Origin of the sequence: Actinomadura rudentiformis, from assembly GCF_008923185.1 — a bacterium.
Lineage (GTDB): Bacteria > Actinomycetota > Actinomycetes > Streptosporangiales > Streptosporangiaceae > Spirillospora > Spirillospora rudentiformis.
In genome coordinates this window covers 294,693-316,049 of sequence record NZ_WBMT01000004.1, presented here as the reverse complement: position 1 = coordinate 316,049, position 21,357 = coordinate 294,693, and the positions used below count along the sequence as shown (strand labels likewise).

Annotated in this window: 22 protein-coding genes; 10 read left to right on the top strand and 12 right to left on the bottom strand. The window is 69.0% G+C overall.

Annotated features, from left to right (window positions below):
• Positions 1 to 37: 37 nt before the first annotated feature.
• Together F8566_RS10735 and F8566_RS10730 are read right to left on the bottom strand one after the other, a co-directional pair.
• Positions 38 to 808: a PIG-L deacetylase family protein gene (locus F8566_RS10735; protein WP_192809621.1), complete on the bottom strand. Its 771-nt coding sequence runs from the start codon at positions 806 to 808 to the stop codon at positions 38 to 40.
• 65 nt (positions 809 to 873) lie between these two features.
• On the bottom strand, positions 874 to 1,959 hold the full coding sequence (locus F8566_RS10730; RefSeq protein ID WP_151559985.1) for a class I SAM-dependent methyltransferase: 1,086 nt from the start codon (positions 1,957 to 1,959) through the stop codon (positions 874 to 876).
• A 139-nt stretch (positions 1,960 to 2,098) separates the two neighbouring features.
• On the opposite strand from F8566_RS10730, the gene F8566_RS10725 reads away from it, so the two are divergent.
• A complete protein-coding gene (locus tag F8566_RS10725; protein WP_151559983.1) occupies positions 2,099 to 5,434 on the top strand; it encodes an AfsR/SARP family transcriptional regulator in 3,336 nt (1,111 codons plus the stop codon).
• Between the two features lie 330 nt (positions 5,435 to 5,764).
• Here the strand turns inward: F8566_RS10725 and F8566_RS10720 are convergent, their stop codons facing one another.
• The 4 genes from F8566_RS10720 to F8566_RS10705 form a co-directional block, all read right to left on the bottom strand.
• Positions 5,765 to 5,965 (bottom strand): hypothetical protein, encoded by a 201-nt coding sequence (locus tag F8566_RS10720; RefSeq protein WP_151559981.1) that lies wholly within the window; start codon positions 5,963 to 5,965, stop codon positions 5,765 to 5,767.
• 52 nt (positions 5,966 to 6,017) lie between these two features.
• On the bottom strand, positions 6,018 to 6,332 hold the full coding sequence (locus F8566_RS10715) for a cupin domain-containing protein (protein WP_151559979.1): 315 nt from the start codon (positions 6,330 to 6,332) through the stop codon (positions 6,018 to 6,020).
• Positions 6,333 to 6,576: 244 nt separating this feature from the next.
• Positions 6,577 to 7,065 (bottom strand): DUF3592 domain-containing protein, encoded by a 489-nt coding sequence (locus tag F8566_RS10710; RefSeq protein WP_151559977.1) that lies wholly within the window; start codon positions 7,063 to 7,065, stop codon positions 6,577 to 6,579.
• Between the two features lie 195 nt (positions 7,066 to 7,260).
• Complete coding sequence (locus tag F8566_RS10705; RefSeq protein WP_151559976.1) at positions 7,261 to 8,160, bottom strand: AraC family transcriptional regulator; 900 nt, start codon at positions 8,158 to 8,160, stop codon at positions 7,261 to 7,263.
• A 120-nt stretch (positions 8,161 to 8,280) separates the two neighbouring features.
• Here F8566_RS10705 and F8566_RS10700 point away from each other — a divergent pair, with 120 nt between their 5' ends.
• From F8566_RS10700 to F8566_RS10695, 3 genes are all read left to right on the top strand, one after another.
• A complete protein-coding gene (locus F8566_RS10700) occupies positions 8,281 to 8,880 on the top strand; it encodes an NADPH-dependent FMN reductase (RefSeq protein ID WP_151559974.1) in 600 nt (199 codons plus the stop codon).
• A gap of 380 nt (positions 8,881 to 9,260) precedes the next feature.
• Positions 9,261 to 9,431, top strand: a complete 171-nt coding sequence (locus F8566_RS49775) for a hypothetical protein (protein WP_192809620.1) — start codon at positions 9,261 to 9,263, stop codon at positions 9,429 to 9,431.
• Between the two features lie 577 nt (positions 9,432 to 10,008).
• Entirely contained in the window at positions 10,009 to 10,473 is a 465-nt protein-coding gene (locus F8566_RS10695; RefSeq protein ID WP_151559973.1) for a peroxiredoxin, read from the top strand.
• Between the two features lie 335 nt (positions 10,474 to 10,808).
• On the opposite strand, the gene F8566_RS10690 is transcribed toward F8566_RS10695, so the two are convergent.
• A complete protein-coding gene (locus F8566_RS10690) occupies positions 10,809 to 11,306 on the bottom strand; it encodes a DinB family protein (protein ID WP_151559971.1) in 498 nt (165 codons plus the stop codon).
• A gap of 43 nt (positions 11,307 to 11,349) precedes the next feature.
• Complete coding sequence (locus F8566_RS10685) at positions 11,350 to 11,976, bottom strand: class I SAM-dependent methyltransferase (RefSeq protein ID WP_151559970.1); 627 nt, start codon at positions 11,974 to 11,976, stop codon at positions 11,350 to 11,352.
• 86 nt (positions 11,977 to 12,062) lie between these two features.
• On the opposite strand from F8566_RS10685, the gene F8566_RS10680 reads away from it, so the two are divergent.
• Positions 12,063 to 12,668 carry a helix-turn-helix domain-containing protein gene (locus F8566_RS10680; protein ID WP_151559968.1) on the top strand — a complete coding sequence of 202 codons (606 nt, stop codon included), beginning with the start codon at positions 12,063 to 12,065 and terminating at the stop codon, positions 12,666 to 12,668.
• A 210-nt stretch (positions 12,669 to 12,878) separates the two neighbouring features.
• Here the strand turns inward: F8566_RS10680 and F8566_RS10675 are convergent, their stop codons facing one another.
• Entirely contained in the window at positions 12,879 to 13,703 is an 825-nt protein-coding gene (locus F8566_RS10675; protein WP_151559966.1) for an NAD-dependent epimerase/dehydratase family protein, read from the bottom strand.
• Between the two features lie 117 nt (positions 13,704 to 13,820).
• On the opposite strand from F8566_RS10675, the gene F8566_RS10670 reads away from it, so the two are divergent.
• A complete protein-coding gene (locus F8566_RS10670; RefSeq protein WP_151559964.1) occupies positions 13,821 to 14,408 on the top strand; it encodes a TetR/AcrR family transcriptional regulator in 588 nt (195 codons plus the stop codon).
• 116 nt (positions 14,409 to 14,524) lie between these two features.
• Here the strand turns inward: F8566_RS10670 and F8566_RS10665 are convergent, their stop codons facing one another.
• Positions 14,525 to 14,818, bottom strand: coding sequence for a hypothetical protein (locus F8566_RS10665; RefSeq protein ID WP_151559962.1), 294 nt, complete (start codon positions 14,816 to 14,818; stop codon positions 14,525 to 14,527).
• 46 nt (positions 14,819 to 14,864) lie between these two features.
• Here F8566_RS10665 and F8566_RS10660 point away from each other — a divergent pair, with 46 nt between their 5' ends.
• Complete coding sequence (locus F8566_RS10660) at positions 14,865 to 15,050, top strand: hypothetical protein (protein WP_151559960.1); 186 nt, start codon at positions 14,865 to 14,867, stop codon at positions 15,048 to 15,050.
• Positions 15,051 to 15,605: 555 nt separating this feature from the next.
• Here the strand turns inward: F8566_RS10660 and F8566_RS10655 are convergent.
• Together F8566_RS10655 and F8566_RS10650 are read right to left on the bottom strand one after the other, a co-directional pair.
• Positions 15,606 to 16,253 carry a response regulator transcription factor gene (locus tag F8566_RS10655; protein ID WP_151559958.1) on the bottom strand — a complete coding sequence of 216 codons (648 nt, stop codon included), beginning with the start codon at positions 16,251 to 16,253 and terminating at the stop codon, positions 15,606 to 15,608.
• Positions 16,241 to 17,509, bottom strand: coding sequence for a sensor histidine kinase (locus tag F8566_RS10650; protein ID WP_151559956.1), 1,269 nt, complete (start codon positions 17,507 to 17,509; stop codon positions 16,241 to 16,243). The genes F8566_RS10655 and F8566_RS10650 overlap by 13 nt, the downstream gene beginning before the upstream one ends.
• Positions 17,510 to 17,606: 97 nt before the next feature.
• Here F8566_RS10650 and F8566_RS10645 point away from each other — a divergent pair, with 97 nt between their 5' ends.
• Genes F8566_RS10645 through F8566_RS10635 form a run of 3 tightly spaced genes read left to right on the top strand, consistent with a single transcriptional unit; the run spans position 17,607 to position 20,616 of the window.
• A complete protein-coding gene (locus tag F8566_RS10645) occupies positions 17,607 to 18,488 on the top strand; it encodes an ATP-binding cassette domain-containing protein (protein WP_225993039.1) in 882 nt (293 codons plus the stop codon).
• Positions 18,485 to 19,861, top strand: a complete 1,377-nt coding sequence (locus tag F8566_RS10640; protein WP_151559955.1) for an ABC transporter permease subunit — start codon at positions 18,485 to 18,487, stop codon at positions 19,859 to 19,861. Before F8566_RS10645 ends, F8566_RS10640 begins: the two co-directional genes overlap by 4 nt.
• Entirely contained in the window at positions 19,858 to 20,616 is a 759-nt protein-coding gene (locus F8566_RS10635) for an ABC transporter permease (protein WP_151559953.1), read from the top strand. The genes F8566_RS10640 and F8566_RS10635 overlap by 4 nt, the downstream gene beginning before the upstream one ends.
• Positions 20,617 to 21,357: the final 741 nt, after the last annotated feature.

The following is a 21,357-nucleotide window of genomic DNA, read 5'->3' as shown; positions in this document are numbered from 1 at the left end:
TAGGTACTCAACCAACTACGGTGCAGGCCGCGTGGGGTTATGGGTTGCCGGGGGGGCGCCAGGTGCCCCATGTGGCGTTCGTGGCGGCGGATTCGGCGTCGATGAACGACTCCGTCGAGCAGCACCAGCGGCGCATGGTGTCCTCGCCGAGCATCGCGATCAGATCCGCCGTCTGGCTGGCCTGTGCCCGCAGGGCCGCCAGTTTGCGATCCGCCAAGTCCTCTCCGAGCCGCAGTTGCACGTCCACCGTGCTGGACGGGATGCGGAGGGGGAGTCCATCGGCGAGGAAGACGTTGAGCCGGTCGTACACGTGCTGCCAGGCGTCGATTTGCTCCGCGGTAGTCGTGGCGTAGAGCAGACGGGCCGCGGGGGCGGTGCGTGAGCGGGCCTCGGTCGCCCAGTGTGAGACGGTCTGATGATCGCTGTGGCCCGTGAAGCCGTCGGGCCCGAAGGTGACGATGGTGTCCGGCCGTACCTCGTCGATGATCGCGGCGAGCTTGTCGACGACCGCGTCGAACGGCTGGTCGGCGCAGCCGCCGTCGGGAAGCCCCAGCTGGTGGTGCTCGCTGACGCCGATGACCGCCAGGGAGGCGCTCAGTTCGGCGGCGCGGACCTCGGCGAGGCGTGCGGGCGGCCACTGGCCGGGGTCGGAGGTGCCGTGTTCGCCGAGGGTGGCCGTCACGCAGACGACCCGTTGGCCGGCGTCCCGGGCCGACGCCATCAGGCCGGCCGACAGGTGCACCTCGTCGTCAGGATGCGCCCAGATACCGAGCAGGGTGCCGAACCCGGCCATGTCGCCAATGGTCATGACGGTGACTTCCTTCCCGCGATCGCATGGGGACGCGCCTTGACGGCCCGTCCCCATGCGATGGCTCAGATCGTGATGTCGTAGAGGATGTTGAACGGGTTGTCCACGTCGACCCGGCGTACCGTGCCGAACCCGGCCTCCGCGCACATCCGGCGTGCGGTGTGCTCGTTGAACCCGCAGGTGCCCAGGCCCTCCCCGCCCTGCGCCAGCGAGGTGGTGAGGCAGAACAGCACGCTCACGCCGTAGAAGTAGGCGCTGAGCGGTCCGGTGTTGTCCTGCAGGCGGTGGCTGGCGTTGATGTCCAGGCAGACGTAGTGGCCGTCGGGGCGCAGCGCGGAACGGATCACTCGCAGCATGCCGAGCGGATCGACGGCGTCGTGGATGACATCGAACGTCGTGATGATGTCGTAGTCGCCGGGGATGCCGGCGGTCACGTCGAGGCACTCGAAGCTGATCCGGTCGGCGACGCCCGCGGCCTCCGCGTTCGCGCGGGCGGCGGCGATCGACTCCTCGTGCACGTCGAAGCCGACGTAGCGGCCGGCCGGATAGGCCTCCGCCAGCCGGATCAGGGCACGGCCGCGACCGCAGCCGACATCGGCCACGTCCGCACCGCGCCGCAGCGCCAGATCCAACTCGGGCATCGCAGGCAGCCACACCTCCGGCAGCAGATGGTCGAACCAGCTGCTGGTGGCCCGTTCGAGCCCATGCCACCAGTCCTCGGTGTAGGCGGTCAGCGGCACGCCACCGCCGTGGCGGAAGGCCTCGACCACCGGCCCGAGCATGCTCGCCAGTCCGTAAAGAGCGTGGTGGAAGCCACCGAAGAACGCCGGTCCCTCGGCGGCGAGCACCGGCACGTGTTCAGCCGGGAGGGCGAAGCGCCCGGTGTCCGGGTCGTAGGTCAGGTAGCCGTGGGCGGCCATCGAGGAGAGCCACTCCCGGACGTACCGCTCGACGGTGCCCGTCCGTTCGGCCAGCTCCGCACTGGTCGTGGCCCGCGTGTCCGCGAGCGCCTGCCAGAGGCCGAGCCGGTCTCCGATCATCGCCATGGTCGTGGCCACCCACGCGCTGGTGTCGCCCACGACACGACCCAAGAACGCTTCGACGTCGGCTGGGTCCACTTGCTTGTCGAACAACGCTTCCGCAGAGTGCATTGTCGTCTTGCCTCCTGTTTGTGGCGGTGTGAGGATGAATCGCTTGCGGACCCAACGATGGACAGACCGCCTTGCGGCTCGACTTCAGCTCGCTTTCAGCCGGCCGACAGCCGACGTCGACGCGCCAGGGAGGTGAGCCGTGGAGTTCGGGATACTGGGATCCCTGAAAGTCCGGTGCGGTGACCGCGACGTGACGATCGGCAGCAAGAGGCAGCGGCAACTGCTGGCGGCCCTGCTCGTCCACACCGGCACGGTCGTCTCGAACGACCGCCTGATCGCCGAGGTCTGGGGCGACGACCCGCCCGCCATGTCGGCCTCCCTGTACACCTTCATCTCGCGGCTGCGCGGACTGCTCCATGCCGAAGGCGACGAGGTGCTGATCACCCGTCCCCCTGGCTACCTGCTCCAGATCAGTCCGGGGCAGATCGACGCCGGCCGGTTCGAGCGACTCTTCGACGAAGCACGCCGCGTCGCCGACGCCAGGCCGGAAGCGGCGCTCGCGTTGCTGGACGAAGCGCTCGCCCTGTGGCGCGGACCCGCCTATGCCGAATTCGCGGACGCCGAGTTCGCCAGATCGGAGGCGGGGCGGCTGGAGGAGCTGCGCCTGGCCGCGGTCGAGGAGCGGTTCGACACCTGCCTCGCCCTCGGCCGCCACAGTGATCTGTCCGGAGCGATCGAGGCCTACGCTTCGCGGCATCCGCTGCGTGAACGGCCACGTGCCCAGCTGATGCTCGCCCTGTACCGCTGCGGCCGGCACGCCGAGGCACTGGCGGTCTTCCGCGAATTCCGCCGGCAACTCGGCGATGAACTCGGCGTGGAGCCTTCGGCGGCATTGCGAAATCTCGAAACCGCCATCCTCCGCCAAGACCCCGAACTGGACTGGACCCCACGTCCCATCCAGGCGCCCCCGCCCGGCCAAAAGGCGTCGACCTCGCATGCGGAGGAGATGCCGACCTCAGCCACCGGCGAAGTGCCGACCTCACCCACCGGCGAAGTGTCGATCCCGCCCACTGGCAAGGTGTCGACCTCGCCCGCCAGCGAGGTGCTGATGCCGTCCACGGGCGAGGTGCTGATGCCGTCCACTGGCGAGGTGCCGGCCCCGTCCACTGGCGAGGTGTCGACCGCGCCTACCGGCGAGGTGTCGATGCCGTCCACGGGCGAGGTGTCGACATCGTCCACGGGCGAGGTGCCGACAGCCTCCGGCGAGGGGATGCACACGCCGCCCGCTGGTGAGGTGCCGATGCCGTCCGGCGAGGGGATGGCGATGCCGAACGGCGGGGCGGTGTTGATGCCGTCCGCTGAGGCGGTGCCCACGCCGCCGCGCTTCCACGGCACGCTGCCAGGCGAGCCGTCGAGCCTCGTCGGTCGGGAGCAGGACGTCACAGCCGTGGTCGCGGCCTTGCGCGAGTGCCGTCTCCTGACGCTGACCGGCCCCGGCGGCGTGGGGAAGACGCGGCTGGCCTTGCAGGCCGCGGACCATGCGGCCGAGCACTACCCAGACGGTGTGTGGTGGTGTGAACTGGCGCCTGTCAACGACGGTGCGGCGGTCGTGCACGCAATGGCTGCGGCGACCGGGGCGAGGCAACAGCCGACTTGTAGCGTCGAGCAGTCGCTGGTCGCCTTCCTCGCGCCGAGACGGCTGCTGCTGGTGGTCGACAACTGCGAACACGTTCTCGAGGATGTGACACGACTGCTGGAGGACGTCGTCCGGCGCTGCCCCCACGTGACGCTGCTCGCAACGAGCCGGGTGGGTCTCGGTGTGTCCGGTGAACGCATCTGGCCGACGGCGCCACTGCCCGTACCGCCGCCCCACGCCGAGGCGGCCGGCTCACCCGCCGTACGGCTGTTCGTCGACCGCGCCCGAGCGGTTCGGCCCGATCTCGACCTGAACGGCGACAACCTCGCCCACATCGGCGAGTTGTGCCGCAGGGTCGACGGGCTGCCCCTCGGCATCGAACTGGCGGCCGCGCGGCTCCGGTCCCTCAACCCGGCGGACCTGGTCGCCCGCAGCGGTGACCGTTTCGGCCTGCTCACCACGGCCAGGCAGACGGTGGCGCCGCGGCACAGGACGCTTCGCGCGGTCGTCGACTGGTCTTACGCGCTGCTGAGCCCGGCGGAGCAACGCCTGTTCGCCAGGCTGTCGGTGTTCGCCGGAGGCTTCACCTTGGACGCGGCCGAGCAGGTCTGCGAGGAGCCATCGCTGCTTGATGTGCTCACCGCGCTGGTGGACAGCTCCCTGGTCGTGGCGGGTTCGACAGCTGGGCGGGTCCGCTACTCGATGCTGGAAACGCTCCGCGCGTACGGCCGCGAACTCCTGGAGGGACGCGGCGAATTCCATGCGGTCCACAGCGCTCACGCGGCCTACTACGTCCGGTTTGCCGAGGAAATCGAACGTGGCGTCTGGGGACCGCACGAGGGCCGTTGGACGACCGCGGTCGATGCGGACCTCGACAACCTGCGCGCCGCCCATCGGTGGGCCGTGGAGCACAAGGACACCGGCCTTGCCCTCCGGCTGTCCACCGGGCTTCACACCTATTCGATCCGCCAGCTCCAGGACGAGGTGGTCTCCTGGGGGGAGACCGCCCTGCAACTCCCCGGCGCTGACACCCACCCCCTTTACCCGCTCGTCTGCGGGGCGGTGGGGGAGGGGCTGACTCTTCGAGGCGAACTGGAGCGTGCGCGCGCGCTGACCGAGCCGGCGCTCGCGGGTGTCCCCGGCCTGCCCGAACGACAGCGGTTTCCTCAGCTCAAGGTAGTAATCACCGTCGCGCTGTACGAGGGACGCCTCGACGACTGTTTCGCTCACGCCGAGAAAATGTTCCAGGCGGCCCGAGCCCATGGCGACGCCCCGTACGAATTCAATGCGCTCCTGTTCCAAGGACTGGCCCGGACGTACTCCGGCGACCCGGCGGGCGGCCTCGCGATCGCCGATGAGCAACTCCGCGTCGCGAAGGGAATGGGCAACCCGAATGCGATGGCGTGGGCCCTGTACACCCAGGCGGAGGTGCTGTCCCACAGCGATCCCGACGAGGCGCGCAAGCGCTACCAGGACGTGATCGCCATCGCGGAGTCGATCAACAGCGCGTTCGTGGGGAACGTCGCCCACGTCGGTCTTGCCGCGCTGCTCATGCGTTCGGGACGACCGGCCGATGCCCTGCGGACGTTCCGTCACGCCGTGAACCGCTGGCACCGCATGCAGGTCTGGCACCACCAATGGACGACGCTGCGCAACCTCCTGCAACTCCTGGTGGGTATGGGCGCGTACGAGGAGGCGGCCACACTGCTGGGTGCGCTGGGCGCCGCGAACACTGACGCCTACGGCGCGGACGCCGACGGCATGGCCGAGGCCGCCGGTCTCCTCAGGAACGCGCTGGGCTCCGAGAAGTTCACTGCGGCAACCCGCCGCGGCACCGCCATGTCCGCCGACTCCACGGTGGCCTTCGCGCTGTCGACGATCGAGAACGTCCTGAGCTGAAGACCGTGCCGATGGCAACAACGCCCATCGGTCACCGGAACACCACCCACGACGACCGGCCCCCAGGCCCGAGGAACAGCATCAATCCCGGCCACTGCCGCAGACCTGGTCAGCTCTCTAGCGCCCGCTGCCCCGCAGCAAGGACAGGCAGCCAGGCGGTAATCGGCTGACGCCGGGAAATCTGTGACCGCGAGTTCAACTGGGCGTCGCTTTCGGGGTCGGCGCATTCGCAGGCGGAGGAGTGCACAGCGCCATCGGGGCGGCGCCGGCCGGGAGACCGGGTCACTGCCCCGAGGGCTTCTGTACGGATCGACGAGGGTCAGATGTTCGTCAGTGCGCATCGCCCAGGTTCTCGCGGATGAACGCGTGGATTCGGGCCATCAGCGCGCGCCGCCTGGTGTGAGGCGGCACCGCGTTCTGAGCCTCGAGCGCATCAGCCAGCGCGGCGGTGAGCACATCCAGCGTCAGGGTCGACAGCCGGGCGGTGTCTGACAGGCTGAGTTCGTCCAACTGCCGCGCGAGCTGGAGCAAGAACGCCGAGGTCAGCGCCCCGATACCCCGGCACCCGGGATGCGGACCGCGCTCAGCCGCCGCAGAGGTTCGCGCGCTGGTCGCCTTGCTCCATCGTGCCGCCGCCGCGCACCATGCAGCCCAGCCAGAACGCTTCAGGATCGGCCCGGCGGATGAGCTTGTGCGTGCGGTGCACCACGTGCGGCATCGTGGTCGTCAGTGTCGCCTGTACGGGGCCGAACTCGCTGATCCCGACTTGAGCCTGGAAGCGGCTCTCCAACTGCCGTTCGCAACGTAAATCGAAGGGCGCCCCGGTCTTCGAGCTCACCTCACGCCAGAAGGCGAACCGTTCACCCGCCGGGACCTCGGCTGTGCTGATCACGTCCATGTCTCACCCACAGTGCTGTCGCTGCGGGGTCGGCCCAGCATCGCCCGATCATGGCCTCGAACGCAACCCGCTGCCGCCGCTGTACCCGCCACCTATGGCATGCTCCACACGACCAGCTCCGAGTGGCTTTGGGCATGAGGACGGGCACCGTTTGTCGTTCACTTGGGGCACCGGCCTACGACTCCACGACAAAGATCAGTGTCTGTGAGTTCGGGCACCACGGCGTTGGCCGGGTGATTGGGCTTCAGCTCGGCCGCGACTTCCTGGGCTGTGCTGAGCGTTTTCTTGAGCGGTATTGGGTCAGGCAGGCCCAGATCCCGAACGCCACAGCAAAACCCCCGAAAAGGACCACGCCAAAGATCCTTCTGTCATACCCCCGTGCATCGATTGCGCCCTGTGCCGGGTGGGACGGCCAGTACTGGATCCGGACCTTGGCGCCGACCTTCGGTAGCTCCGACCCCTCCCAGTCGACCTCTTTGATGGAGGCCCGGACACGCTGCCCTGCTGCGGTCGTGAACACCACGTCGATGCCCTTTCTTCGCTGCTCGACAACGATGCCGTCAGCCTCGACGCCCTTCCGCTCAAACTGGACCATGTCAAAGGCGAGCGTGCCCGCAACGGTGGCCAACACGCCAAAGGTCACCACCATGAGCGTTACCTCGACGCCGGGGCGCCCGATGATCCGCCAAAAGGCCTTCGACACCTCAGCAGTCCATGCCCGCTGCCCGCCCATCGTGCCTCCCCGTGTCCTGGGGTAGGACGTGATCACTCATCCCGCGGTTCCCGGGGCGCGCCACACCGGATGCCCGGCACGTGTGCGTGGGAGTTACGGAGACGCGCCGCGATCAAAGTTCGGCACGGTGGTGCTCGAACTCAGCGACACCCCCGGTCACCACGCGCGGTCAACACGCGCCAGGGGATGCATATGTCATGTCCGTGCCGCGCGGCGGAATCGTCCGGGGGCGACGCCGTACTCTCGCTTGAACGCGTTGGCGAGGGCGAACTGGGAGGAATAGCCCACGCTGGAGGCCACCTGTTCCAGCGAGGCGTCGCCGGCACGGAGCATGCTCGCCGCGGTGGTCAGCCGCCACCAGGTCAGATAGGCCAGCGGTGGCTGACGGGTCGCGGCGGTGAAGCGGCGGGCGAACGCTGCTCGGGAGAGCCCGGCCTCGTCGGCGAGCGACTGGACGGTCCATCCGTGGGCCGGATCCCGGTGGATGGCGTGCAGCGCCAAGCTGATCGATGGATCGGCCAACGCTGCCGCCCAGCCCGTGCCGCCGGGGCGACGCGGCTGGTCCTCGAACCAGGCACGCAGCACGTACAGCAGCAGCATGTCGAGCAAGAGCGGGACGAGTGCCGCGCCGCCAGGGCGAGCCTTGTCGAGCTCGCGGCCGAGCGCGCCGACTGTGGCGCGCAGGTCGTCGTGCCGGCCGACGTGCGCGGGCAGGTGGAGCACCGCGGGAACGTCCTGGAGCAGCGGGTGGGTCCGGTTCGGGTCGAGCCGGTAGCCGCCGCAGAGCGTGACCACGTCGGCGTGGTGCCCGGCCGGTGGCTCCGGCGGACGGGTGGCCTCGACCAGCGGCGTGGCCGGGTCATCGGCCAGACCGTGGCCGTCCCCGCGCGGAACGAAGATCACGTCGCTCGGGCCGACGGCGACCGGTTCCGCGCCGTCGACCAGCAGCCAGCACGACCCGCGCAGGACCACGGTGAACCCTGCGGTGCCGGGGCTCGGCGGAAACCGCATCCCCCACGGCGAGCGCAGCTCGGCACGCGCGAAGCCAGGTCGTCCGATGCGCATGCTCGAGATGACGTCACTCAATACGTCCACACGAGAAGTCTATGCAGCGAGACGTTCGATGGAAAAGATGAGACGTCGATGCATTTTCCGTCTCGTGCTGTCGCCGTAATGTCGTTCAGGACTGTGATACGACACGGAAGGCAAAACCCGATGACCATCAAGATCGCCATCATCGTCGGCAGCACTCGGCCCGGTCACCACGGGGAAGTCGTCGGCATCCCTCGAAAGGGTGGCGATGTCGGCCGCTGGGTGCACGATCTGGCGTCCAGGCGCGAGGACGCCGAGTTTGAGATCGTCGACCTCGCTGAGATCGATCTGCCCATGTTCGACGAACCGTTCACGCCGCTGATGGCCCGTTACACCCGGCCGCATACCAGGACCTGGTCGCAGATCGTCGATCGCTTCGACGGCTATGTGTTCGTCACGCCCGAGTACAACCACGCGCCTCCGGCCGCGCTGAAGAACGCGATCGACTACCTGTACGCCGAATGGACCAACAAGGCGGCCGGTTTCGTCGGCTATGGCGCGTTCGGCGGCACGCGGGCCGTCGAGCAGCTCCGGTCGATGATGGGCGAGCTCCAGATCGCCGACGTGTCGGCCCAGGTCGGGCTCGGGCTGCACACCGACTTTGAGGGCTACCAGCACCTTCGCCCGATGCCACATCAGGAGGAGGCGCTGACCGAGATGCTCGACCAACTGGTCGCCTGGTCGAGGGCGCTGGCGCCACTGCGAGCCCAGAGCCCCAGCTAGTACGCGTCTGATGCGCTTCGCGGCGCCAGGCATCCCCCTGCGGCAATGTTCTGGATGTCGGCCGGACTTCCATTGTCGCCGGAATCAGGCGCCGGCCCGCCCCTTGGCTTCCGGGCGATCGCCGACTCGGCCGAACCATCCGATCTGCCTCTGCGGTGCCCGACCTGTGCCACCGACCACATCTGTCGCGCCATCGGCGTGATCTACTGACTCGGTCCGGCACCGATCGGTGCCCGCAGGACTCCAGGCTCACGTCCCGCGCCTTCGAGGCGTCTGGGACCGCTGCGGAAAACGTTCACACCTCGTAAGACTCTGCTGAAATCGCGCGCGGCTTGAGACGGTTGAATTCAGGGAGGTTCGTTCCTGGGGAGAGAGGTGCCATGGCCGCGCGCACGCAGCGTCATCAGGATGACCCTGACAAGTGGCCGGCTCTGGCTTCAGCCGTTCACCGGACCCTGCTCACGCTGCGCGTGCCGCGCTTCATGGCCGACTACACGGCCGCACTCCTAGCCGCCCATCTCAAGGAACGCCGACGTCCACGCGACAAATGAATCCTCAGCGGACCGGCCAACTCGCGTAGCGTCTCCGGACCGAACCGAGCCGAGCCCGCCCCAACTTCGCGCCGGGCGTGACGCGGGACCCAGGGTGTCATGGCGTAGGCCGCCGGTCCGGGGACTACCGAACTTCGCCGGAACGCTGCCAATCTGATCACCGGTTCTCGGCAATTGGCCCACGCGACCTCAACGGCGGACGCTCTGTTCTGATCTACCAGATCGAGTGGCCCGGAACCGTCATGACGTTCCCGGTCCCCAAGCGTCATGGCGACGTTTCCACGTACGCTCGCGCTCATTGCTACGACGGCAACTACTGCGTATATGAGCACGCCCTCTGGGACCGCGAGGGTGTGGAAGGATGCAGGCCTTCTACAACTACGGAAAGTACAACCTGGAGAACTACGGCTGGCCGTACCGGCAGGTCAGCGCGCTCGAGTCCTGACCGATTCCGCTCACCGCGGCCGCCGCCGTCCTGGCAGCGGCCGCGGTCGCGTTGTCGCCTGGATCTTGGGCATAGGATCGCGCCTGGCGTCCCCGAAAGGCCGACGTGGGCGCGGACCAAGGAGATATGCGCATGGCACCCCCCGAGGTTGGTACCGAGGCTCCAGACTTCACCCTGCCGGACCAGAACAACCAGCAGGTGACGCTCTCGTCTTTCCGGGGCCAACGCAATGTGCTCGTCGTCTTCTATCCGTTTGCCTTCTCTGGCATCTGTACCGGCGAGTTGTGCGCCGTACGAGATGCGATTGGCAGCTTCCAGAACGACAACGCCCAGGTTCTCGGGGTCTCGGCCGACCATGTGTTCGCGCTGAAAGCCTGGGCCCTGGACGAGGGTTACCAGTTCCCGCTCCTGTCGGACTACTGGCCGCACGGCGAGATCGCCACTCGTTACGGCGTGTTCGACCGCGACCGCGGAATGGCCGTACGCGGCACGTTCCTGGTCGACAAGGCAGGGATGGTGCGCTACGCCGAGGTGAACGCGCCCGGCGAATCCCGTGACCCGGACAGGTGGAAAAGAGAGCTGGCAGCCCTGGGCTGAAGATCCACCCCCAGAAACAGTCGCATCAAGGGTGCCGCCCCCGCGTGCCTGGCCCGACACTTGACCGCCTCTGCGAGGTCAGCGGCGCGCGCAGGTGCCCGGACGGCCTGCGCTGCGGGGCGGCGCGATCGCGTACTGGTGGGGCGGCGGCCCCGCGCAGTTCAACCAGGCCTTTCGTAACGTCGCGTGCTGCCAGGTGTGGGACGGCGCCACGCTTTTCACGTCCAGCGCGTTGGCCAGTGTCGCGGTCAACTGGTCGATCGTGAGGGTGACAGCCGGGAGATCTCCGTCTGACTGACGTCAGGCATGTGCCGGGGGAGCTGCAGTGAGAGGTGTCAGCGGCCGGTCGTGCCGTCGATCAGTTCGCGGAGGATGTCCGCGTGGCCCGCGTGGCGGCCGGTCTCTTCGATCATGTGGGTGAGTGCCCAGCGGACGCTGGGGGCAGGGCGGCCCGGCTGTGGTCGGGGGACGGGTGCGCCGAGATCGGTGCACCCGTCCAGAACGTCGTTGGCGCGCTCGACCGTGTCTCGGTAGCGGGAGACGACATCGGCCACGCTGTCGGCTGGTGCGGCCCGGAACGTTGCTTGCCAGTCGGTGACGTTGTCTCCGAGGAAGATCGAGCGTTCTACGAAAGTCAGGTGGTTGAGCAGGCCGAGCAGGTTCGTGCCCGAGGGCACTGCGGCTGTCCGCACCTGCGGTTCGGGCGCACCGTCGACCTTCGTGGCCATCGAGGTCCGGAGGTAGTCGAGGAATCCGCGCAGGATCTCGGTCTCGCTGCCTCCGGTCCGGGGAGGCGGGGTGTCGCGGCGGTTGCGGCGCGTGGTCCTGGACACAGTGGTCCCCCTTCCTGTGGTGGGAGCGGCGCTGGACGCCGTGTCAGACAGTGCGGCGGATGAGCAGGACGTGGTCGGTGATCTCAGCGGTGCTCCCGTCTGGTCCGGTCGCGATCCGGCGGGGTGCGTCGGCCCGTTCGACCGTCCATGTCGCCGCGTCCAGATCGATGCCTGCGGCGACCTCCTGCGGGCTCGGATACCGGATGCCGGGATCTTGGTTCCACGACCACGGCGCGGTCGAGCCGTGGTCGACGACCAGCAACCGCCCGCCGGGGCGCAGTGCGTACGCGGCCGAGCGCAGGGCGGTTGCTCTGTCCAGGTCGAAGGGCGTGTGCAGGTAGTGGGCGCAGATGAGGTCGAATCCGCCCCGTGGGAAAGACTCGTGCAGGTCGTACCGCGCGGTGATGACGCGGTCGCCCAGGCCGACCGAGCGCGCGAGAGCGGCGAGCCGTTCGAGCGCCACCGCTGAGATGTCGGCGGCTGTGACGTGCCACCCCTGGCCGGCGAGCCACAGCGCGTCGCCGCCGTTGCCGCATCCGAGGTCCAACGCGTCGCCGGGCGGCAAGCCTATGACCGTCTCGGTGAGGCGAACGTTCGGCTGCGGGTCGATGGCCGCCGTTCGGGCTGCGTGGATGTCGTCCCAGAACGTGACCGCATCGGTGCTGCTCATCAAGACTCCTTCTGTCGGGAGGCGCTCAGTCTTGCCAGGCCACCACGATCTGGCACGAAATCTTGCTGTTCCGGCAAGATGGCCTCGTGGACCCCACGACAGAAGACGTGCTTGACGCAGTGGGGCCGAGGCTGCGTGCTCTGCGTCGCGATCGCGGCATCACCCTCGCCGACCTCGCGGCGACGACCGGTGTATCCGAAAGCACGCTGTCCCGGCTGGAGAGCGGGCAGCGCCGGGCGACTCTGGAGTTGCTGCTGCCGCTGGCCCGTATCTACGACGTACCGCTGGACGACCTCGTCGGCGCCCCGCGCACCGGCGACCCCCGGATCCATCTCAAGCCGATCCGGCGGTTCGGGATGACTTTCATCCCGTTGTCCCGGCGGCCAGGCGGCGTGCATGCGTTCAAGATGATCATCCCCGCGCGGCCGGAACCGCTCGAACCGACCCCGCAGACTCACGACGGCTTCGAATGGCTGTACGTGCTCAACGGACGCCTGCGACTGGTGCTCGGCGAGCGCGACCTGATCTTGCCGCCCGGTGAGGCAGCCGAGTTCGACACGTCGTTGCCGCACTGGCTGGGCAGCGCCGACGGCGGCGCGGTCGAGCTTCTCATCCTGTTCGGCATGCAGGGGATGCGCGTGCACGTACGCGCCGACCCTCATCGGTCGTCCCACGGCGAGAGCCAGCGCTGAGCTCAAGCGAGACCGGTGAGCTCAGCGAGAGACGAGGGGGCCGGTTTTGTGGTTGGCGGCGAACGCCTCGGTGGCGGAGGTCATGGGGTCGCGACGCATAAGTGGCTCGGCTGTATCCGTTGTTAGTGCGCTGCGCTCGCTCATAGCTGGCCATTCGCTGAAAGGCGGGGGATTTCGACCGAAGTCGGCGCTGGTCACGGAGCCGGTGGCTCAGGGTTGAAGCATTTGCGTGAATCCGTCGCGCCACGACGCGGCCTGCGGTTCCCAGCCCAATTCCCGTTTGGCCTTGGCGTTCGAGGCATCCCGGTTCTCTGTGAACAACCCCGTGACGGATTCGCCGCCCAGCCACGGCGGCACCCGGCGCGGTGGCTTCGCGCGCGCCGCCCTGGCCAGCACGGGCAGCCACTCCGACTTCGGTACGGGGCCGTCTTCGACGATGTCGTAGATGCCCGGCGCGCCCCGTTCCACCGCCGCCACGGTGGCCCGTGCCGCATCGGCGACATGAATGAAGGAGCTCCTCCAGGTGATCGGAAAGCGCCGCTTCCTGACCATCTCGAGATACTCCTCGCCGAGCTGGAGTGATGTCCCGGGACCGTAGAAGTCGCCGTAGCGCAACACCAGCCCCTCGATGCCCTCGGCGGAGGCGACGGCCTGCTCGACGTAGCGGATCGTGGCCACCAGGGACGCCGCCGTGCCGAGCGGATCATCCTCCCTCCTGCTCGCGTACGTGTCGACGGCGTAGCTCTGCAGGACGAAGCGCCGAACGCCGGATTCCTTGGCCGCGGCCAGCAGGTTGTCGGTGCCCTCGCGGTGCATCCGGCTCGTCTCGTCGGCCTTGCTCAGACCGGGGTTGCCGCACAGCGCGGTCGCCTGATGCACGATGACCTCGGACCGGGTGCGCTGCACCGCCTCCCGCACGGCTGCGGCGTCCAGGACATCCAGGGCGGTGCGGAGGACGGTATGCCCGGCCGTGATCAGCCGGGGGACCAGCTGCCTGCCAAAGGCGCCGGAGGCGTTCGTCACCAGGACCTTCATGCCAAGCCCTCTCGAGGAAGCAAAGACACGACACGTTCCGTGTCATCGAGCGGGAGTATGTCCCGCGCTTGTCCCGCCTGTCAACACGACACGTTCCGTTTCTGTTAGGGTCGATCTGTGCAGGAGTCGCCGAACCCCCAACGCCGCAGTGAGAGAAGCCACCGCGCCACGCTCAAAGCGGCTCTCGACCTGTGTGCCGAACAGGGATACGCGCAGGTGACCGTGGAGGGCATCGCCGCCCGCGCGGGCGTGAGCAAGAAAACGATCTACCGATGGTGGCCGTCCAAGGGGGCGGTCATGCTGGAGGCCATCGATGAGGCCGCACTCCAGCCGACCGGCTTCTCGGACACCGGCGACCTCGCTGCCGACCTCCACCAGCAGATGTCCGGGACTCTCAGCCTGCTCACCGACGCGGGCATCCGATCAGCCATACTCGGGGTGCTCGCCGAAGGCCTGCAGGATTCGCAACTCGCCGGCCAGGTGCACGGCAGCCTCTTCAAGCCGCGCATCGACTCGTTCAAAGAACGCATGCGCAAGGCCCAACAGCAGGGCGAACTGGCCGCCGAAGCCGATGTGGACGTGGCCCTGGACCTGCTGTACGGCCCCATCTGGCACCGCCTGGTGGCCCACCTCCCGCTTCCCGACGGGCCCTACCTCAGCAAGATCATCGACGCCGCCCTCGCCGCGGTGAACAGGCGCGCCTGAGCCGGTGGAGAATACCGGCCAAGCCTGAACCTACGACCGACACCTCGGCTCAGCCCAGTACCCAACAGACCCACAACGCGCGTCGCCCCTCCACCGCCACCCGACGGAAATCACCCTCAGTAAAGTCGCGCCGCCGACAGTCTCGCTAAAGGCCGCGCCCATGAAGTAAGCGCCCAGGTGAAGGTCACGTCGAGGAAGTAGGCGGCGGTAAAGGTCACGTCGCGGAAGTCGCCAGCCTCGATCACTGGCAGCAGCTTCTCTGTCGAGGTGACGGCCGCAAGGCCCGCGCTACCGAAGTGATCGATCTCCCCACCGCACGACTGCGGGACGCTCATCACGAGTGCGCCGCCTCGCCGCCTGCCGGGGAAACCGGCAGCCTCAATAAGCCGTCGAAGCAGAACGAAGATCACAACCGTCCCGGACGAGCAAGATCCGCGACAACCCGATGGGGGACCGATGACCGCACCACAGAAGCGTCTTCCCGGTCAGTCCAACGCCGAGTTTGAACGGCGTCACAACGCGAACGCGGACTTCATCGGCACCCAATCACTCCACGGTGGCGGAGACCACTCCCTCGTGATCAGGATCTCCCAGGCCTTCTTCGCCTGGCGTGACCGCCGCCGGAACCGCAAGGAGCCATAACCTTCTCCCGGCCGGGCCGCGCAGCCACATCACCCGGCGCGGCCACATCACCTGGCGCGGCCACATCACCCGCGCGCGGCCTGCCGCCCGCGACCACCAACAAGCGACACGCTGGTGGCGCCCCGAACACCGGCCCACCCTCCAGCCTTATCTACGTCTTCGTCCCGGCCCAACGCGTGCTGGCGCGTGGGCTGGGCGTAGACGTAGACGTAGACGTAGACAGAAAGGATTCCCCGCGGTACCGCCCAGCGGCGCGAAGGCGGCCCGACATGCCTATCACGGTGGAGATCAGCGCTGGCTAGCGGTGTGGTGGGCGCTACGGGGGAGGCGGCGGGGGAGGGTGTGGCGTCCCGCCACCCGGCGGCCCCGACCGGCTGCGCGGGGGCGCGGGGGCGCGGCCCAGGTCAGCCGATGGATGGCCACCGTCATGGGCGCCGGGCGGCCGGTGGCCGCGCCCTGACAACGACATCAGCGGCGCCGATCCGCACGGCGCCGGCTTCTCCGAGCCCACGACCGGACATCCGCTCGATCGGTGAGGCGCGGAGGCTCGATCGGTCAGGCGCGGAGGTAGGTCAGCACCGCGCGGACGCGGCGGTGGTCGTCGGTGGTGTCGGGCGGCAGGTCGAGCTTGGTGAAGATCGAGCTGATGTGCTTACCGATCACCTTCTCGCTGACCATCAGCTGTCGGGTGATGGCGGTGTTCGAGCGGCCTTCGGCCATCAGCGCGAGGACCTCGCGTTCGCGAGGGGTCAGGCGGGCCAGGGGGTCGTCACGGCGGGCGATCAGGTGCCGGACGACCTCCGGGTCGACGACGCAGCCGCCGAAGGCGACCCGTTCGACGCCCTCGACGAAGTCGCGCACCTCCAGAATCCGGTCCTTCAGCAGGTATCCGACGCCGCCGGAGCGGGTGGACTCCAGCAGCGTGGCGGCGTACGCAGTCGCCACGTACTGGCTGAGGACCAACACCGGCAGGCGCGGACGCTCGGCACGCAGCGCGACGGCGGCACGCAGTCCCTCGTCGGTGAAGTCCGGCGGCATGCGCACGTCGGTGACGACGACGTCCGGCTCGTGCAGGGCGACGGCGTTCATCAGCGCGTCGGTGTCACCCACGGAGGCGACGACCTGGTGGCCGAAACGGACCAGCAGGGCGACCAGGCCCTCGCGCAGGAGAACGGCGTCGTCGGCCAGGGCTATGCGGAGCACGGCACCTCCAGCCGCACCACCGTGGGCCCGCCGGGCGGGCTGGCCAACACCAGGGTCCCGTCGAGCGCGTCGACCCGGTCGGCGAGTCCGCTCAGCCCGCTGCCCCGAGTGGGATCGGCGCCGCCGACGCCGTCGTCGTGGATCTCCACGTACAGCGTTCCGCCGGTGACCGCGCCTGTCACCTCGACGCGTTCGGCGTGGGCATGCTTGGCCGCGTTGGTCAGTGCCTCAGCGACGACGAAGTACGCCGCCGACTCCACCGGAGCGGGCAGACGCTGGGGCACCTCCAGGGCGACGGTCACCGGGAGCGGTGACCGGACGGCCAGTTCGGCGACGGCGGGCGGCAGCCCCAGGTCGGTGAGCACCCTGGGGTGGATGCCGCGCACGAGTTCCCGCAGCTCGGTAAGGGTCGCCTTCGCCTCGTCAGCGGCGGTGGCGATGAGGGAGCGGGCGGCCTCTGGATCTTTGTCCAGCTCCAGCTGCGCGGTGACCAGGGTCATGCCGAGGCGCAGCAGGCGCTGCTGCGCGCCGTCGTGCAGATCGCGCTCGATGCGCCGCCGCTCCACCTCGAAGGCGTCGATCAGCCTGGCCCGCGACATGGTCAGGGTGCGGATGCGCGTCTCGTCCTCGGCCGACAGCAGGAGGCGGGCGAGTTCGGCGCGGGCCACCGCCGCGGCAGCGGTCGTGCAGGCAAGGAGGATCGCGGCCGCGACGACGGCGAGCGCCGCGCCTACGCCGATGAACGCCGTGCCGGAGACGTGGTCGGGAGAGCCCGCTGTGGCCGTCCCCGGGCCGGATTCCACAAAGCTCACCGCTCCGCTGAGAAACAGCAAGGCCGGGGCAAGGCCCACGACCAGCGCGGCCAAGTCGACCAGCAGCAGGACGGTACCGTTCAGCACCGTGTAGGCGAGCTCTCGCCAGGTGATGGCCTCGGCGTATCGCGCGCGCAGCCGGGCGGACAGACCGGAGCGGTCCGGCGTGCGGTGGGGATCGGGCAGCGCCGGGCCGCCCAGCAGCCGCACGCGTTGCCGTTCGACCGTCACCAGCGGCGCGATGAGCAGCGGAGTCAGGGCGAATGCGCCTAGCAGCATCGCGACCGGCAGCCAGACCAGCGTGGCCAAGCCGCTCACCACGCCGGAGACCACGTACGCCAGCGTCCGCAGCGGCCAGGAGGACACCAGGAAACGCAGCGGGCGGCGACGGATCCTCTCGGCCACGGTGACCGCCGTGACCTCGCCGGAGCCGGACGCCGTCATGGCCATCATCCTAGGAAGTCAGACCGGTGGTGGCATGGGGGCCAGCCCTCCCTTCACGATGGGTGCGCGGCCTCCTGTGCCGGGCGGAAGGTGCGGCTTGGATGGCACCGTGAACCTGATCGAACGCCCCACCGCGGCCACCATCGAGACCCATGGCCTGCGCAAACACTATGGACGAACGCTCGCTGTCAACGATCTGACCTTCACCGTCGTCCCAGGCCGGGTGACCGGGTTCGTCGGGCCCAACGGCGCGGGCAAGTCAACGACGATGCGGATGATCCTCGGCCTGGACACGCCGGACGAGGGACGCGCGCTCGTCGGTGGCCGCCCCTACCGCGGCCTGCGCACACCTCTGCGGCACGTGGGCGCGCTGCTGGACGCGAACGCCCTCCACCCCGCCCGCCGCGCCTGCGACCACCTGCTGTGGATGGCGCACAGCAACGGCATCCCGGCGCGGCGGGTGGACGAGGTTCTCGATCAGGTAGGGCTGGCCACGGTGGCACGGCGACGGGCGGGCGCCTTCTCGCTCGGGATGAAGCAGCGCCTGGGCATCGCCGCCGCCCTGCTCGGGGACGCGCCGGTGCTGATGTTCGACGAGCCGGTGAACGGTCTCGACCCGGAGGGCATCCGGTGGATCTGCGGACTGCTGCGCGGGCTGGCCGCCCAAGGCCGCGCCGTGCTGGTGTCAAGCCACCTGATGAGCGAGCTGGAAGATACCGCCGACCACCTCATCGTGATCGGCCGCGGCCGCCTGCTCGCCGACACCAGCGTCCGCGATCTGCGGGCCCAGGCGTCCGGCGGCCGGGCCCAGGCGTCCGGCGGCCGGGCCCAGGCGTCCGGCGAACGAGCGCAGGCACCCGGCGCCCAGACCCAAGCGTCCGGCGAACGGCACGGCCTGGAGCAGATCTCGCTCGAGGAGGCATACCTGCGGCTCACTCGTGACGCCACCGAGTACACGGCGACGGAGGACGGCACATGATGGACGGTTTCCCCGACGTCATGCGTGCCGAGTGGACCAAGTTCCGGTCGGTGCCGGTCTATCTCGGGACGTTGCTCGGTGCCGCGGGGCTGATGGTGCTGTTCGCCGTTCTGATCTCGTCGGGCAGCCCGGGGACGTACGACCAGGCCCCGTACGTGGACCGGTTCCGATTCACGCACCGGCCGCTCACCGGCGACGGCTCCATCGTGGCCCGGGTGGCCGGGCAGCGCGCCGACCATCCCTGGGCCATGGCGGGTGTCATGATCAAGGAGAGCGCCACCGCCGGAGCCCCGTACGCCGTGCTGGCAGTCACCCGCGGCCACGGGATCAGGCTCCAGGCCCGCTTCACCACCGACATCGCCGGTAGCGACCACAAGGCCCCGCACTGGCTCAAGCTCACCCGCGCCGGCACGGTCATCACTGGTTACACGTCCACCGACGGAAGCGTCTGGCGTCCCGTCGGGACGGTCACCATGACCGGACTGCCCTCAACCGTGGAGATGGGGCTTTTCGCAACCTCACCGGGGGCGGAGCGCGCCGTACCAATGCGGCCGGTTCTCATGCGGACCCGCCCCGGCACAGCCGTCTTCGACAACGTCAGCGTCACCGCCCCTGGACCGCCATGGCGTACCGATGACATAGGGGGAGCGGGATCACCGGAACCGCCACCACCGCTCGGTATCGAGCCCACCGCCGTCACCGTGACCACCCCAGCCGGGGACATCATCGGCCAAGCCGACGACGGCAGCAGGGTCATCGCGGCAGTGGCGGGCAGCATCGCGGGCCTGCTTCCCCTGCTGGCCCTGGGCTCGGCGTTCGTCACCGCCGAGTACGAGCATGGGCTCATCCGGACGACCTTCGCCGCACGACCAGGACGTGTCCAGGTGCTCGCCGCCAAAGCGGTCGTGCTCGCGGCGACCGTCTTCACCACCACGCTGGTCGCCGGCCTGGCCGCTTTTCTGATCACGCAGCCGCTCCTGCGCCTCCAGGGCTTCCGCCCTCCGACCTACCCGGATCCATCGCTCGCGGATCCCACGGTGCTGCGAGTCCTCGTCGGCACGGCCGCGTTCCTGACGCTCGGCGCGGTGCTCGCCCTCGGCGTCGGGGCGATCCTTCGACACACCGCTGCCGCCGTGACCACGACCATCGTTCTCGCCATGGCACCGGTTCTGGTGACACCCATGGCCGGCGGCCCATGGCCGCAGCGCCTCGGGCCCCTGGCGGGGCTCTCGATCCAGCAGATCAAGGAAACCGACGACGCGTTCCTGCTGCCGTGGGCCGGACGTACCTGGACCGGCTTCACGCTTCTCTGCGCGTACGCGGCGTTCGCGTTTGCAGGAGGCTGCGTGCTCATGCGCAGGAGGGACCCATGAGACGCGCACTCCGCGCCGAGTGGACCAAATGGCGCACTGTACCGAGCACGGCCCTCGCCCCCTGGCTGGCCGTGGCGTTGACGCTGGCGGCGAGCGCCGTGGTCGCCGCGACAGCGGAGCCGGGTACGACTGTCTGCCCGACCGCCGAAACCTGCGACACCGTCAGGCTCACACTCTCTGGCGTCCAACTAGGCCAAGTCCCGGTCGTCGTGGCGGCTGCTCTCACCGTCACCGGGGAATACGGCACCGGCCTGATCGGACCGACACTGACCGCCGTCCCCCGCCGACTGCGCGTCCTCACCACCAAGGCGGTCACCGTGACCGCCGTCGCCCTGGCCGCAGGCCTGCTGAGCGTGGCGGGTTGCCTGATCATCGCCCGCGCGCTTCTGCCCGGCTCGGGACTGCCCGTGCCGCCCGCCGACGCGACGACCTGGCGGGCCGCCCTCGCCACCGTCCTCTACCTCGCGCTCATCACCCTGGTCAGCCTGGGGATCGGCGCCCTCCTCCGCAACATCGCCGCCGCGGTGACAACCGTGCTCGGGCTGCTCTTCCTGCTACCCATCCTCGCCCGCCTCCTCCCCAACGGACACCTGCTCGAGAAGTACGCACCGACGACCGCCGGACTTGCCCTACAGACCACCAAGAATCTCGAGGCCCAGCTCATCAGCCCATCAACTGGCCTCACCGTCCTCACCGCATACGCCGCCGCCGCCACAACCCTGGGCGCCCTCCGATTCCACACCCACGATCCGTGACCGACACCCCGAGGGAGAGCGGATATCGCCTCACCCGTCGCGACCCGCGGATCACCACGGCCGCACAGAGCCGGACCGGCCGCACAGAGCCCGGACCCACACAGAGCCGCACCCGCACAGATTTGCGGGGTGACGGGACATGACGAGGTCCCGCCGCCCCGGTACAGGCAGGGCCGACTGGACATCGTGATGAGCCTCTCGCGGGCGGCTAAGCCTCGGGACGGCAGCTGCTGGCCACCACGCGGCGTACCGGCACTCGAACACCAGGGGCCAGGGCTGAGCGCGGACGATGGAGCCGCCCAGGAAGGGAGCCGACTCGAAGACTCACCTCAGATACCAGACAGAATCACCGTTCTGTCTGGTATCGAACGTATGATCGACAATCTCGATCGGCGTGGCCGTTCCCGGCAACATCAGCCTTGGCGCCCGATCGGGGCTTGTAGCGTCAAAGGGCATGGGCATCAGCGTTGCCGTCGGCTCACAGATCAGACCCGCGTCCCAGGTCAACCTGGACGCCGTCTACGCGGGACGATGGCTACAGGTCATCGCTACCGGACACGGCCGCGGCGGTGACATTGCTGCGGCAGAAGTCGTTGAGACAATGGCCCGCCTCGATGTCCAGCCGTCCGAGGAGGTTCTGAACGAGGACGGGCCGAGCTGGCAATCGCCGTTCCTGGAGAGCGTGGAGTGGGCAATAGTTCAGGCACATGAACGACTGGGGCGGCTCAAGCGGCACGACCG